The following is a 14196-nucleotide window of genomic DNA, read 5'->3' as shown; positions in this document are numbered from 1 at the left end:
GTGGGAGATGTCCTGAATGGCTGGTTATTTACGGTGGTGAACAGCAAAAAGAGCGCGCGCCCCTATAGGGGTCGCGCGCCCTTGACGCGTGCGGTGCGCCGTGCGGCCGGAGCCGCGGTGCGCCGTACGGCCGGAGCCGCGGTGCGCCGTGCGGCCGGAGCCGCCCCGGTCAGGCCTGGCCGGTGGTCGGCCGCTGCTGGACGGCCTCGGCGCGGGCGAGCGCGGCGTCCACGGCCGCGTCCTCCTTGCCCTTGTTGGGGCCGCCCTGGCTCTTGACGATCGTCACGATGAGCCCGATGAAGAAGACGGCCATCACCACGGGGGGAACGAGCGCGGAAACGTAGTCCATGCCGACCAGGGTAGCTACCCGACGGCGCGGGCGGCGGGCGGGGGCAGGGGCTTGCGGCGCGGCGGGAACACCTCGCCGGGGGTGGGAATGGGGCGGTCCGGGCGGGGCGCCTGGGGCTGCGGCCGGGCGGGTGCGGGCTCGGACTTGGGGCTGGGCTGCGGTTTCGCTCCCGGCTTGGCTTCCCGGTCGGCGGCGCGTCCGCCGGGCAGGGCGAGCAGGCGGGTGCGCGGCCCTGGGGTCACGGCGGCGAGCCGCGCCCGTACGGAGTGCTCGGCCAGCCGCCGACACCGTTCGAGCAGCACCGCGGCGACCGGCAGGGCGCGCAGCCCGCGCAGTGCGGCGAGGTCGTCCGGCGTCGGGTCGTAACCGGCCGCCAGGGCGTCCTGGAGCAGCTCCAGATAGCCCGGGGCGGAGCCGGGCAGGGCAGTGCGGTAGCGGACGAGATCGGCCAGCAGAAAGGCGCGCAGCCGGTTCGCCTCGCGGACGGCCTCGTCCACGGAGCCGGCGAGCCGGAGGCAGTCCTGGACGTCCGTGTCCGCGAGTTGGGCAGGGTGGAGGGCGACGGCGAGGGCGCGTCGGAGCACACGCAGCTCGTCTGCGCTGAACGCCATTCCGCCGCGGGATCCGTAAGGCGTGGGCATGACCCGACAATACGTCGTAAATGGACAAAATCCGTTTAATGGGGGTTGGGTGGGCGAGTTGTGCTTTCCCCACCCCGCCCCTTCCCGAAAGCCCTCGGGCGGGCGGCCGGGCGATGGCTGAGCCCGTCTCCCGGGGGCTACGCCCCCGGCCCCCATCTGTTCGGCTGCGGCCCGGTGGGGGCTGGTCGCGCAGTTCCCCGCGCCCCTGAAAGCACGGCTGTCGGTCGGGTGCGGGTCCGCTTGGGCTGGGGCGGAGCCCCCGGGGGGGGCGTAACCCCCGGGAGAGCCGCCGCTACAGGCGGGCGATGTTGCGTTCGTATACCAGGCGCAGCCCGATCAGCGTCAGCCACGGCTCGTGTTCGTCGATCACGTGTGCCTCGCCCAGAACCATCGGCGCGAGCCCACCCGTCGCGATCACCGTCACGTCGGACGGGTCGCCCCCGGGGCCCACCAGCTCGCGGGCCATGCGGGTCACGACCCCGTCGACCTGCCCCGCGAACCCGTACACGATCCCCGCTTGCATCGCCTCGACGGTGTTCTTGCCGATCACCGCCCGCGGCCGGGCAAGTTCGATCTTGCGGAGCTGCGCACCCTTGACGCCGAGCGCCTCGACCGAGATCTCGATGCCGGGGGCGATCACGCCGCCCGCGTACTCGCCGCGCGCGCTCACCGCGTCGAACGTCGTCGCCGTGCCGAAGTCGACGACGATCGCCGGACCCCCGTACAGCTCGACCGCCGCGACCGCGTTGATGATGCGGTCCGCGCCGACCTCCTTGGGGTTGTCCATCAGGATCGGCACACCGGTCTTGATGCCGGGCTCGACCAGGACCGCCGGGACGTCGCCGTAGTAGCGGCGGGTCACCTCGCGCAGCTCGTGCAGGACCGACGGCACCGTCGAACAGATCGCGATGCCCTCGATGTTGTCGCCCAGCTCCGCCCCGAGCAGCGGGTGCATGCCCATCAGACCGTTGAGCAGGACCGCCATCTCGTCCGCGGTGCGGCGCGAGTCGGTGGAGATGCGCCAGTGCTCGACGACCTCCTCGCCGTCGAACAGGCCGAGGACCGTGTGCGTGTTGCCTACGTCGATCGTCAGCAGCATCGGTTACTCGCCTCGCGCAGATCGAGTCCGATGTCGAGGATCGGGGAGGAGTGCGTCAGCGCGCCGACCGCCAGGTAGTCGACGCCCGTCGCCGCGTACGCCGCCGCGGTGTCGAGGGTCAGGCGGCCCGAGGACTCCAGGAAGGCGCGCCCGGCGACGAGTTCGACGGCCTTCGCGGTCTGCTCGGGCGTGAAGTTGTCCAGCAGGATCAGGTCCGCGCCCGCCTCCAGGACCTCCCCGACCTGCTCCAGCGTGTCGACCTCGACCTCGATCGCCACCTCCGGGAACATCTCCCGTACGGCCTTGAAGGCCTCGGCGACGCCGCCCGCGGCCACCACGTGGTTGTCCTTGACGAGCGCCGCGTCGGAGAGCGACATGCGGTGGTTGACGCCGCCGCCGCAGCGCACCGCGTACTTCTCCAGGGCGCGCAGCCCCGGCGTCGTCTTGCGGGTGTCGCGCACCTTCGCGCGCGTGCCCTCCAGCGCGTCCGCCCACGCGCGCGTGGCGGTCGCGATGCCGGACAGGCGGCACAGGATGTTCAGCGCGCTGCGCTCGCCGGTGAGCAGGTCGCGGGTGCGCGTGGTGACGCTCAGCAGCTTCTGGCCCGCCTCGACGCGGTCGCCGTCGGCGACGTGCCGCTCGACCTCGAACTCCTCGGTGCACACGATCGACAGGATCGCCTCGGCGACCCGCAGGCCCGCGACCGTACCGGCCTCGCGCGCGGTGAAGTCGCCGGTGGCGACGGCGTCCTCGGGGACGGTCGCCGCGGTCGTCACGTCCACGCCGCCGTCGAGGTCCTCCTCGATGGCGACGTGCGCGATGTCCTCGACCTGGACGGGGTCCAGGCCCGACTCGGCGAGCAGCGCGGCCAGCGCGGGGTCCAGGCCGCACTCGTACACGTCCTCGTCGCCGCAGCCGCAGTCGTCGCCGCAGCCGCCTCCGCTCGCGGGGACGCCGATCTGGATCAGCGGTACGTCCACCGGCTCGGGACGGTGTTCGTCGGGGGTGCTCACGGTTACGGCTCCCTGGGGGCGTCGGCGACTGTCGGGGGGAAGTCTGCGGAATCGGTACGGCGGACGTCGAGCGTACGGTCCGGCGTCACCCGTACGACGAGGTGGCGGCGCCAGTCCTCGTCGTCCCGGTCGGGCCGGTCCTCGCGCCAGTGGCAGCCGCGGGTCTCCTCGCGGGCCGCCGCGGCGGCGACCAGCACGCGCGCGACCAGCAGCAGGTTGGTGGTCTCCCACGCCTCCACGCCGGGCTCGGCGGACTTGCGCTCGTCGGGCCCGTCGGCGTCGGCCCGGATCGCTTCCAGGCGGGCGGCGGCCCCGGCGAGGCTCTCGGCGGAGCGCAGTACGCCCGCGCCGTTGGTCATGATCCGCTGGATCTGGATGCGGGCCTCGGGGACGAGCAGCGGGCAGGTGGGCGCGGAGTCGGGGACCTCACCGGGGGCGCTGTCCACGCGCGCGGGGCCGCCCGCCGCGATGTCGGCCGCGATGCGCTCGGCGAAGACCAGGCCCTCCAGCAGGGAGTTGGAGGCGAGCCGGTTGGCGCCGTGGACGCCGGTACAGGCGACCTCGCCGCACGCGTACAGGCCCGGGACCGTGGTGCGGCCGTGCAGGTCGGTGCGCACGCCGCCGGAGGCGTAGTGGGCGGCCGGGGCGACCGGGATGGGCTCGGTGACCGGGTCGATGCCGTGGGCGCGGCAGGCGGCCAGGATGGTGGGGAAGCGCTGCTCCCACATCTCGGCGCCGAAGTGCCGTGCGTCCAGGTACATGTGCAGGGTGCCGTGGGCCAGCATCTGGCCGGTGATCGCCTTGGCGACGATGTCGCGCGGCGCCAGCTCGGCCAGTTCGTGCTGGCCGAGCATGAAGCGGGTGCCGGAGGCGTCGACGAGGTGGGCGCCCTCTCCCCGTACCGCCTCGGAGACCAGCGGCTGCTGGCCCTCGGAGTCGGCGCCGAGGAAGAGCACGGTCGGGTGGAACTGGACGAACTCCAGGTCGGAGATCTCGGCGCCGGCCCGCAGCGCCAGGGCGACGCCGTCGCCGGTGGAGACCGCCGGGTTGGTGGTGGCCGAGAAGACCTGGCCCATGCCGCCGGTGGCGAGCACCACGGCGGGGGCGTGGACGGCCCCCACGCCGTCGTGCTGGCCCTCGCCCATGACGTGCAGGGTGATGCCCGCGGTGCGGCCTTCGTCGTCCCTCAGGAGGTCGAGGACGAGCGCGTTCTCGATGGTCCGTACGGCCCGCTCGCGGACGGCCTCGACCAGCGCGCGGGAGATCTCGGCGCCGGTGGCGTCGCCGCCCGCGTGGGCGATGCGGCGGCGGTGGTGGCCGCCCTCGCGGGTCAGCGAGATCGTGCCGGAGTCGTCGGTGTCGAAGTGGGCGCCGGTGGCGATGAGGCGCCGCACCGCGTCCGGGCCCTCGGTGACCAGGGTGCGCACCGCGCTCTCGTCGCACAGGCCCGCGCCCGCCACCAGCGTGTCGTCCAGGTGCTGTTCGGGGGTGTCGCCCTCGCCGAGGGCGGCCGCGATGCCGCCCTGCGCCCAGCGCGTCGAGCCGTCGTCGAGCCGCGCCTTGGTCACCACCACGGTGGTGAGCCCGGCGGCCGTGCAGCGCAGCGCCGCGGTCAGGCCCGCCACGCCCGAGCCGACGACCACGACGTCCGCGTCGATGGCCCAGCCGGGGGCGGGCGCGTCCAGCCGTATGCCGGTCCGGGGCAGACCGTCGGTCGTCCTGGTCATGCGGGGGCTCCGAAGTTCAGCGGGATGTTGTCGATCAGGCGGGTGGTGCCGACGCGCGCGGCGACCGCGAGGACCGCCTCACCGGCGAAGCCGTCCCCGGCCTCGTCGAACGTCGCCGGGTCGACCAGCGCCAGATAGTCCAGGGCCAGCGGCGGCTGGGCCTTGGCGGCCTCGTCCAGGACGCTCTGGGCGGCGGCGTGCACGACCGCGGGGGACGGGCCGGCCGCCTCGACCGCGTACGCGTCGGCGGCCGCGCGGGCCTCGCCGAGCCGGGAGAGCGCCTGGGCGCGCCCGGAGGAGGCGTGGGTGGCGGCCGCGCGCGCGTGGAGCGCGTGCTCGGCCATCAGCCGGTCGCGGGCCGCGAACAGCGCGCGCGACAGCGCGAGCGCGGTGGTGCGGTCGGCCGGCGAGAGGTAGCGGTTGCGGCTGGAGAGGGCGAGCCCGTCGGCCTCGCGGACCGTGGGCACACCGACGATCTCCACGGGGAAGTTGAGGTCGCGCGCCATGCGCCGGATCAGCGCCAGCTGCTGGGCGTCCTTCTGCCCGAACAGCGCGAGGTCGGGGGCGGTGAGGTGGAGCAGCTTGGCGACGACGGTGAGCATGCCGTCGAAGTGGCCGGGGCGGGAGGCGCCTTCGAGGCGCTCGCCCATGGGGCCCGCGGTGATGCGCACCTGCGGCTCGCCGCCGGGGTAGACCTCGTCCACGGAGGGCGCGAACACGGCGTCGGCGCCCGCCCGCCCGGCCAGCTCGACGTCGGCGTCCAGGGTGCGCGGATACCGGTCGAGGTCCTCGCCCGCGCCGAACTGCAGCGGGTTGACGAAGACGGTGACGACGACCTGGCCGCCGGGGCCGACGTTCTCGCGCGCGGTGCGCACCAGGGTGGCGTGCCCCTCGTGCAGGGCGCCCATGGTCATGACGACGGCGCGGCGGCCGGTGCGCTCCAGGGCGGCCAGCTCGGCGGCGGTGCGGACCAGAAGGGTCATCGGTTCTCTCCGTCCGCGAGCACGCCCAGCAGGTCCTCGGCGAGCTCGGGCTTCAGCAGGCCGTGGGCGAGCGCCCGGTCGGCGGTCGTACGGGCCATGGCGAGGTATCCGGCGACCGCGCCGGGGGCGTGCTTGCGCAGCTCGGCGACGTGCGCCGCGACCGTGCCCGCGTCCCCGCGCGCGACCGGGCCGGTCAGGGCCGCGTCGCCGGAGCGCAGCGCGTTGTCGAGCGCCGCTCCCAGGAGCGGGCCGAGCATCCGGTCGGGGGCGGTGACGCCCGCCAGGCGCAGCAGCTCCATGGACTGGGCCACCAGGGTGACGAGGTGGTTGGCGCCCAGGGCGAGGGCCGCGTGGTAGAGCGGGCGGTTCTGCTCCTCGATCCACTCCGGCTCGCCGCCCATCTCGATGACCAGCGCCTCGGCGGCGAGCCGCAGCTCCTCGGGCGCGGTGACGCCGAACGAGCAGCCGGCCAGGCGCTGGACGTCGACGCCGGTCCCGGTGAACGTCATCGCGGGGTGCAGGGCCAGCGGCAGCGCCCCCGCGCGCGTGGCGGGCGCGAGCACGTCCGTCCCGTACCGCCCGGAGGTGTGCACGAGCAGCTGGCCGGGGCGGACGGCGCCGGTCTCGGCGAGGCCCTCCACCAGGCCCGGCAGGGCGTCGTCAGGGACGGTGAGCAGCACCAGGTCGGCGGCGGCCAGCACCTCGGCGGGCGGCACCAGGGGCACGTCCGGCAGCAGGGCGGCGGCCCGGCGCACGGAGGCGTCGGACACGCCGGAGACGGCCACCGGGCGGTGTCCGGCGAGCTTCAGCGCGGCGGCGAGGGCGGGGCCGACCCGGCCGGCACCGACGACGCCGACGGTGAGGCGGGCTGGGCGGGTCTCTGGTTGTGCGTTCACGCGGCGGGGCCTTCCGTTCCAGTCCGCGAGGGGTACCGGACGATTTCCCCGTCATGCTACGCCCAGGTTTCGACAGACCCGTGTGTCTGTCCACAGGCTGTGGGTGATGATCGGACCATGGAAGATCAGCGAGGTCTGGAAGACGGGCAGGACCCGGCCGGGAACGATCCGGGCGAGGGCGCCCCGAGCGGGCACGGCGGCGATCAGGACGCGCGCCGGCGCAGGATCGCGGCGTGGCGCGCCTCGGAGCGGACCCTGTGCCGGATGCCGGGCGAGTTCAGCATGGGCGAGCGGCTGACCACCCTCGCCGCCGACGCGCGCGCCGTCTACGACACCACCGAGATGCCGGACTTCTACGGCGACGGCCCGGTCGCCGAGCTGGAGCGGCGCACCGCCGACGTGCTCGGCTTCCCGGCGGCGGCCTTCTTCCCGACCGGCACCATGGCCCAGCAGGCCGCGATGCGGGCCTGGGCCGGGCGCACCGGGAACGCGACGGTGGCGCTGCACCCCCTCGCCCACCCCGAGGTGCACGAGCGGCGCGCCTTCGGCACGGTCAGCGGCCTGCGCACGGTCCACCCGACGACCGAGCCCCGGCTGCCCACGGCCGAGGAGGTACGGGACTTCGAGGAGCCGTTCGGCACGCTGATGCTGGAACTGCCGCTGCGCGACGCGGGGTTCGTCCTGCCCACCTGGCAGGAGCTGACCGACGTCGTCGAGGCGGCCCGGGAGCGGGACGCGGTGGTGCACTTCGACGGCGCGCGGCTGTGGGAGTGCGCCGTGCACTTCGGCCGCCCGCTGGAGGAGATCGCACGGCTCGCGGACAGCGTCTACGTGTCGTACTACAAGACCCTGGAGGGTCTGTCGGGTGCCGCCCTCGTCGGGCCCGAGTCGCTGGTCGACGAGGCCCGCACCTGGCGCCACCGGTACGGGGGCCAGCTCTTCCAGCAGTATCCGGCGGCCCTGTCGGCGCTGGTCGGGCTCGACCGGGTGCTGCCGAAGCTCCCCTCGTACGTCGCCCACGCGCGCGTGGTGGCCGAAGGACTGGCGGAGGGCTTCACCAAGGCGGGGGTGCCGTGGTTCCGGATCAACCCCCAGGCGCCGCACACCCACCAGTTCCACGTGTGGCTTCCGTACGAGGCGGACGCCCTCGACGACGCCGGGCTCGGCCAGTCCGAGGAGACGGGCGTGACGCTCTTCCGCCGCTGGTTCCCCGCGCCCGCGGGCCCGCCCGGGCTCTCGTACTCGGAGTTGACGGTGACGGAGCCGGGCCTTGAGTGGTCGGCGGAGGACGTACGGGACGCGGTGGCGGAGTTCGTCCGGAGGCTGGGGTAGGGCCCGGGGGGATCAGCGGCAGGCGGGGGTGCGGCGGCGGGGCGAGGGCAGGAGGCGGCCGAGGGCGGCGCGCAGCCGGCCGGTGGCGAGGTGGCCGTGCACAACCGCTTCGAAGCGCCGGTAGTCACGCAGTTCGCGCAGGGTGCGCACGTCGTGCGTACCCGGCAGCGGGGGCGCCGGCTCCTGGAGTCGGGCGGCGCGGTAGGTGTCGAGCATGTGCTGCTGAATGGCGTCCATGCATCCAGGCTGCGCCCGTCCGGGCCGTCCGTCGCGCCGATTGACCAGCGGCGTCAAATGACGGGGGCGCTGTCAGTGGCGCGGTGCACCATGGGCCCATGAGCGTGTGCATCGACATCACCGGGCTGCCGCAGGAGCGGATCGTCTTCGGCCCCTCTCCCCTGGCGGAGCTGGGCGCCGCCCTGCACGCGCTCTCCGAGCCCGCGCACCACGCCCGGCTGCACGGCTGGACCACCAGCACGGCGGCCGGGCTGAAGCCGGAGCTGGCCGACCGGCTGCACCAGGCGGACTTCCTGTGGCGCTCCACCCGCTCGGACATCCTGCTGCCGTCGCGTCCCCGCGAGACGCTGGCCGAGGAGCTGGACGACCTCGACCGCATGGACGACGAGACGTACGTGGCGGCGGCGCTGGAGATCTCCTGCGCGAGCCTCTACAACGCGGGGGCGCCGTCCCCGCTGGTCGACGCGCGGATGCGGGACCGCGCCCTGGACCTCGCCGCCGCGCGCGGCCCGCGCCAGGCCGCCTTCGTGAAGCGGATGCTGATCGACCCGCCGGGGGCGCGCGCGTGGATACGCAGGCTGATCGAGGACTGCGAGACCGCGTTCTTCGGCGAGACCTGGCAGCGCGTGCGGGCCCAGCTGGCCGCCGACGCCCGGCACAAGACGGAGCTCCTCAAGCGCAAGGGCCTGGCGGAGGCGGTCGCGGCGGTCTCCTCCGCCGTCGCCCTCGAAGAGGACGAGCGGGGCAGCCGCGTCGTCGTGGACAAGCTGACCCACGGGCGTACGAGCGCGGCGGGCACCGGCCTGACGTTCATCCCCACCGCGTTCGGCTGGCCGCACCTGTTCGCGCTGCACGCACCGGGCTGGCAGCCCGTCGTCCAGTACCCCATCCCGACGCACGAGTTGGGCGGCGCCGCGCCCGTCGACCTGGTGAAGGCACGCCTTGAGGCGGTCGCGCACCCGATGCGGATGCGGCTGTGCCGCAGCCTCGCCCGGGGCGCGTACACGACGAGCGAGCTGGCCGACGCGTACGGGATCAGCGCGCCGGAGGTCTCCCGCCACCTGGCCGTGATGAAGAAGGCGGGCCTGCTCACCACCCAGCGGCGCGGCCGCTATGTGCTGCACCAGCTGGACGTGGCGGTGGTGGCCCGCCTGGGCAGCGACTTCCTGGAGGGGGTGCTGCGGTAGTGGCCCGGCCTTTGTCGGCGGGTGAGTGGGTGGTTGCTCGCGCAGTTCCCCGCGCCCCTGAGGATGCCGCTGCGCGGCAATCCCCCGGGGCGTCCCGAAGGGGCGCATTTAAGGGGCGCGGGGACTGCGCGACCAGCCACGGACAACCCGCACCCGGCCGGCTGCCCGCCCCTCAGCCGTTGACCCGCAGGAGCAGCTTCCCCGTCGACGTGCGGCCCTCCATCAGGCGGTGCGCCTCCGCGGCCTCTTCCAGGGGGAACTCGGCGGTGACCGGCAGCTCGACCCGGCCGTCCGCGGCCAGCGCGAACGCCCGCCCCGCCAGCTCTCGCAACGCGTCCGGCGCCGCGGCCGCCAGGCCCAGGATCGAGAAACCCGCGACCGAGCGGGCGCCCGGGTAGAGCTCGGGCTGCCCGACGCGCCACGGCTCCCCGCCGCCCGCGTTCCCGTACGAGACGAGCCGCCCGAACAGGGCCAGCGCGTCCAGCCCCTGGCGCAGCGTCTCGCCGCCGACCGGGTCCAGGACGAGGTCCACGCCCCGGCCGCCGGTGGCCCGGCGCACGTCCTCGGCGAAGGAGGCGGTGAGGAACGCGTCGTCGTACCCGTGCTCGCGCGCGTAGGCGGCCTTGGCCTCACTGGACACCACGCCGTAGACGGCGCCCGCGCCCGCGAGCCGGGCGATCTGCCCGACGACCGTGCCGACGCCGCCCGCCGCGCCCTGGACCAGGACGCTCTCGCCGGGCGTGAGGCGCCCCACCTCGTGGACGAGGGCGTGCGCGGTGGGCAGCACCGTCGGGAGCGTGGCGGCGGTGCGCAGGCCGACGCCCTGCGGCACCGGGAAGACGGCGGTGGCGTCGACGACGGCCACGTCCGCGTAGCCGCCGCCCTCGGCCATCGCCGCGACCTCCTGCCCGACCACGAGCCCCTCGACGCCGGCGCCGAGCTCCCGTACGCGGCCGGAGACCTCAAGGCCCGGCACGAACGGCAGGGACCGCACCCGGTAACCCTCCGAACGGGCCTTCACCTCGGCGAAGTTGACCCCGGCGTAGGCGACGTCGATGGCTACCTCACCGGGGCCGGGCCGGGGCACCCCGGTCTCCACCAGCCGCAGTACTTCCGGACCGCCCAGCTCACTGACCTGAATCGCACGCATGACGTGGGTCCCCCTCGACACCTAAAGTGTTCAATGAAAGTCGAACACCCAGGAGTGTACGACCAGCATCGAACACTCGGCAAGGCGCACCGCCGGGCCCGGCCACGAGGAGGACTCCGATGACCCATCGCGCGGCACCCGAACACACCCACCCCGACAAGGTCCCCCTGATCACGGCCCTGGACGCGCTCGGCGACCCGGTCCGCCTCCAGCTCGTGCGCGAGCTCGCCGAGTCGCGGGAGTGGACGCGCAGCTGCGGCTCGTTCGACGTACCCGTACGCAAGGCGGCGCTGAGCCACCACTTCTCGGTGCTGCGGGCGGCCGGTCTCGTCGAGCAGCGCGACGACGGGCCCAAGCGGGTCAACCGCCTGCGCCGCGAGGAGTTCGACCAGCGCTTCCCGGGGCTGCTGGCACTGGTCCTGCGCGGCGACTGACGCCGCGCCCCGGTTCAGAGCCCTCCGGCCCGCACCAGCCCCGTCTCGTACGCGAGGACGACCACCTGCACCCGGTCCCGCAGCCCCAGCTTCGTCAGGATCCGGCCGACATGGGTCTTCACGGTGGCCTCCGAGAGGACCAGACGCGCCGCGATCTCGCCATTCGACAGTCCCTGCGCGACCAGCAGCATGACCTCGCGCTCGCGCTCGGTCAGCTTGTCGACCGCGCGCTGTCCGGGCCCGGACTCCTTGCCGGTGGTCGGCAGCATCGGGGCGAACCGGTCGAGCAGGCGGCGGGTGGTGGACGGCGCGACGACCGCGTCGCCGCTGTGCACCGAGCGAATGGCGCCCAGCAGTTCGGCGGGCGGCACGTCCTTGAGCATGAACCCGCTGGCTCCCGCCTTCAGCCCGGAGAACGCGTACTCGTCCAGGTCGAAGGTGGTCAGGATCAGCACCTTGGGGTGCGTCTCCGCCGAGCAGATCCGCCGGGTCGCCTCCACCCCGTCCAGCCGGGGCATGCGCACGTCCATCAGCACCACGTCCACGGCGGTCGCGCGGAGGATCTCGATGGCCTCCGCGCCGTCGCCCGCCTCCGCGACGACCTCCATGTCCGGCTGGGCGGCGAGCACCATCCGGAAGCCGGTGCGCAGCAGCACCTGGTCGTCGACGAGCATCACGCGGATCGTCATCGGGTCCCTCTCCATCACGACGTACGGGAGCGTACGGAAATCTGCTTACGCGAAACTACGCGTACGGGAACCTAGTGGGCGGGCTTCAGCGGCAGCAGGGCGCTGATGCGGAAACCGCCGCCCGGGCGCGGTCCCGCGTCCAGGGTGCCGCCCACCATGCCGACGCGCTCGCGCATGCCGATCAGGCCGTGGCCCTGGCCGTCCGCGCCGCCGTCCTCGTACATCTCGTGCGCCGCCCCGCGCCCGTCGTCCTCGACCAGCAGGCCGAGCCCGTCGTCGAAGTAGACCAGGCGCACGCTGGCACCGGCCTCGGGGCCGCCGTGCTTGCGCGTGTTGGTCAGGGCCTCCTGCACGATCCGGTACGCCGTGAGCTCGACGCCGCTGGGGAGCGGGCGCGGGGTGCCCTCGATCTTGAAGTCGACGGTGAGCCCGGCCGTACGGACCTGCTCGACCAGCTCCTCGATCTGCTCGACGTCGGGCTGCGGCACGTACTCCCCCGCCTCTCGGTGCTCGCCGGTGCGCAGGACGCCGAGGAGGCGGCGCATCTCGGCGAGTGCCTGGCGGCCGGTCATCGAGATGGTCTCCAGGGCGATCCTCGCCTGGTCGGGCGCGGCGTCCATCACATAGGCGGCGCCGTCCGCCTGCACCACCATCACCGAGACGTTGTGGGCGACGACGTCGTGCAGCTCGCGGGCGATCCGGGCGCGCTCGGCGGCGACGGCGACCTTGGCCTGCGCCTCGCGCTCCTTCTCCAGGCGGGCCGCGCGCTCCTCCAGCTGGGCGAAGTAGGCCCGGCGGGTGCGCATCGAGTCGCCGAGGACCCAGGCGAGGACGAACGGGACCGTCATCACGACGGCGTAGAAGATCACCTCTCCGGGGCTCGTGCCGCCGCTGCCGTTGTTGTTGTCGTAGTCGGGCCAGCGCAACATCGCGAGCGCCGCCGCCACCAGCGAACCAGCCAGGGCGAACCGCGAGGCCCAGCGCTCGCCGATGGCCGCCGCCGTGTAGATGGCGACCAGGAGCGCGAAGTCCGACACGTTCGGAGAGACGTTCAGGGCCAGCTGTGCCAGGCCCATCAGGGCCGCGAGCACCACCATCTTCTCCGGCGCACGGCGGCGCAGGGCGACGACGACGCTGAGGCCGAGCGACGTCAGGAGGGCCCAGGGGGTGGAGCCGTGGCTCACCCCGGTGGACACGATCGACATGCCGGAGATCCCGAGGAGGAAGACGGCCCAGAGGGCGTCGACCGCGGTCGGGTGTCTGCGGATGAAGTCGTAGAGGCGCTGCACGTAACCCAGCGTAGGGAAGCCGGATCGGTACAAGGGTCAACCGGAGGGTCGATCCGGGTGACCGGGGCGTACTCCCCAAGGTGGAGGGCACCTAGCCTTTCCCCCTGTGAACGATGAGGTGCGGGACGGTAACGGTCGGGGCGGTGTGGATGAGGGCGAGCGGTCCGGCTGCTGGTCCGGCTGGCGGGAGGCGACCGAGCGGGCCCTGTACGGCCCCGGCGGCTTCTACCTCCGCCCCGAGGGCCCCGCGGGCCACTTCCGTACCTCCGTCCACGCCTCGCCGCTCTTCGCCCAGGCCGTGGCGCGGCTGCTGGAGGAGGTGGCGGCGGAGCTCGGGGGCGGCCCCGGGGGCGGTCTCGGGGGCGAGGAGGTCGCGTTCGTCGACATGGGCGCGGGGCGCGGGGAGCTCGTGACGGGCGTACTGGCCGCGCTGCCCGCCGGATTCCCCGTACGGGCGTACGCCGTGGAGCGCGCGGCGCGTCCGCCGGGGCTCGACGAGCGCGTGACCTGGCTCGCTCAGCCTCCTGTCGGTGTCCGGGGCCTCCTGTTCGCCAACGAGTGGCTGGACAACGTCCCGGCGGACGTGGCCGAGGCCGACGAGGACGGCGTCCCGCGCGAGGTCCTGGTCCGCCCCGACGGCACCGAACGCCTGGGCGCGCCCGTGTCCGGCGAGGACGCGCGGTGGCTGGAGCGTTGGTGGCCGCTGCGGGAGCCCGGGGCGCGGGCCGAGGTGGGGCGCACGCGGGACTCGGCGTGGGCGGGGGCGGTGGGGACCCTGTCGGCGGGGCTCGCGGTGGCGGTGGACTACGCGCACGTGGCGTCCGCGCGCCCTCCGTACGGCACGCTCACGGGCTTCCGTGGCGGCCGGGAGGTCGCGCCCGTCCCCGACGGCACGTGCGACATCACCTCCCATGTGGCCCTGGACGCGTGCGCGGGCCCGTCCGGCGAACTGCTCCCCCAACGAGAGGCCCTGACAGCCCTCGGCCTCACGCCCGCCCGCCCACCCCTCTCCCTCGCCTCGACGGACCCGGTCGCCTACGTCAGGGCGCTGGCCCGGACGGGAGAGGCGGCGGAGCTGACGGCGCGGGGCGGACTGGGGGACTTCTTGTGGCTGCGGGAGTGGGTGTGAGGCCCCTGTTGGCCCGGCGTTCGTCTGCGGCCCGGTGGTGG

The 14196-nt window shown here is 74.3% G+C and carries 15 protein-coding genes; 4 read left to right on the top strand and 11 right to left on the bottom strand.

Annotation, left to right across the window (positions count from 1 at the left end):
- Positions 1-169 precede the first annotated feature (169 nt).
- From AB0G17_RS19425 to AB0G17_RS19395, 7 genes are all read right to left on the bottom strand, one after another.
- The gene (locus tag AB0G17_RS19425) at positions 170-349 is read right to left on the bottom strand and encodes a hypothetical protein (protein WP_361383737.1); all 180 of its coding nucleotides are present in this window, start codon (positions 347-349) and stop codon (positions 170-172) included.
- Positions 350-363: 14 nt separating this feature from the next.
- Positions 364-960, bottom strand: coding sequence for a hypothetical protein (locus AB0G17_RS19420; protein ID WP_361383734.1), 597 nt, complete (start codon positions 958-960; stop codon positions 364-366).
- A 322-nt stretch (positions 961-1282) separates the two neighbouring features.
- Entirely contained in the window at positions 1283-2089 is an 807-nt protein-coding gene (locus AB0G17_RS19415) for a type III pantothenate kinase (RefSeq protein WP_361383731.1), read from the bottom strand.
- The gene (gene nadC / locus AB0G17_RS19410; protein WP_361383728.1) at positions 2080-3102 is read right to left on the bottom strand and encodes a carboxylating nicotinate-nucleotide diphosphorylase; all 1023 of its coding nucleotides are present in this window, start codon (positions 3100-3102) and stop codon (positions 2080-2082) included. The genes AB0G17_RS19415 and nadC overlap by 10 nt, the downstream gene beginning before the upstream one ends.
- Before the next feature lie 2 nt (positions 3103-3104).
- Complete coding sequence (locus AB0G17_RS19405; protein WP_361383725.1) at positions 3105-4829, bottom strand: L-aspartate oxidase; 1725 nt, start codon at positions 4827-4829, stop codon at positions 3105-3107.
- A complete protein-coding gene (panC, locus tag AB0G17_RS19400; RefSeq protein ID WP_361383722.1) occupies positions 4826-5812 on the bottom strand; it encodes a pantoate--beta-alanine ligase in 987 nt (328 codons plus the stop codon). Before panC ends, AB0G17_RS19405 begins: the two co-directional genes overlap by 4 nt.
- Positions 5809-6708: a DUF2520 domain-containing protein gene (locus AB0G17_RS19395; RefSeq protein ID WP_361383719.1), complete on the bottom strand. Its 900-nt coding sequence runs from the start codon at positions 6706-6708 to the stop codon at positions 5809-5811. The genes panC and AB0G17_RS19395 overlap by 4 nt, the downstream gene beginning before the upstream one ends.
- Before the next feature lie 117 nt (positions 6709-6825).
- Between AB0G17_RS19395 and AB0G17_RS19390 the strand changes: the two genes are divergently transcribed.
- Positions 6826-8040, top strand: coding sequence for a beta-eliminating lyase-related protein (locus tag AB0G17_RS19390; protein WP_361383716.1), 1215 nt, complete (start codon positions 6826-6828; stop codon positions 8038-8040).
- A gap of 12 nt (positions 8041-8052) precedes the next feature.
- Here the strand turns inward: AB0G17_RS19390 and AB0G17_RS19385 are convergent, their stop codons facing one another.
- Complete coding sequence (locus tag AB0G17_RS19385) at positions 8053-8277, bottom strand: hypothetical protein (protein WP_361383713.1); 225 nt, start codon at positions 8275-8277, stop codon at positions 8053-8055.
- Positions 8278-8375: 98 nt separating this feature from the next.
- On the opposite strand from AB0G17_RS19385, the gene AB0G17_RS19380 reads away from it, so the two are divergent.
- Positions 8376-9464, top strand: coding sequence for a DUF5937 family protein (locus AB0G17_RS19380; RefSeq protein WP_361383710.1), 1089 nt, complete (start codon positions 8376-8378; stop codon positions 9462-9464).
- Between the two features lie 172 nt (positions 9465-9636).
- Here AB0G17_RS19380 and AB0G17_RS19375 read toward each other — a convergent pair whose 3' ends face one another.
- Positions 9637-10614, bottom strand: coding sequence for a zinc-binding dehydrogenase (locus AB0G17_RS19375; protein WP_361383707.1), 978 nt, complete (start codon positions 10612-10614; stop codon positions 9637-9639).
- A gap of 119 nt (positions 10615-10733) precedes the next feature.
- Here AB0G17_RS19375 and AB0G17_RS19370 point away from each other — a divergent pair, with 119 nt between their 5' ends.
- Positions 10734-11048 (top strand): ArsR family transcriptional regulator, encoded by a 315-nt coding sequence (locus AB0G17_RS19370; protein ID WP_361383704.1) that lies wholly within the window; start codon positions 10734-10736, stop codon positions 11046-11048.
- Between the two features lie 14 nt (positions 11049-11062).
- Here the strand turns inward: AB0G17_RS19370 and AB0G17_RS19365 are convergent, their stop codons facing one another.
- The gene (locus AB0G17_RS19365; protein ID WP_361383701.1) at positions 11063-11737 is read right to left on the bottom strand and encodes a response regulator transcription factor; all 675 of its coding nucleotides are present in this window, start codon (positions 11735-11737) and stop codon (positions 11063-11065) included.
- A 71-nt stretch (positions 11738-11808) separates the two neighbouring features.
- Complete coding sequence (locus tag AB0G17_RS19360) at positions 11809-13026, bottom strand: sensor histidine kinase (RefSeq protein WP_361383698.1); 1218 nt, start codon at positions 13024-13026, stop codon at positions 11809-11811.
- 145 nt (positions 13027-13171) lie between these two features.
- Between AB0G17_RS19360 and AB0G17_RS19355 the strand changes: the two genes are divergently transcribed.
- On the top strand, positions 13172-14155 hold the full coding sequence (locus AB0G17_RS19355) for an SAM-dependent methyltransferase (protein WP_361383844.1): 984 nt from the start codon (positions 13172-13174) through the stop codon (positions 14153-14155).
- Positions 14156-14196 lie beyond the last annotated feature (41 nt).

The organism is Streptomyces sp. NPDC023838 (assembly GCF_040639555.1).
Taxonomy (GTDB): domain Bacteria; phylum Actinomycetota; class Actinomycetes; order Streptomycetales; family Streptomycetaceae; genus Streptomyces.
Note: the sequence above shows the minus strand (reverse complement) of the source record. Positions and strands in the feature narration are given on the sequence as shown.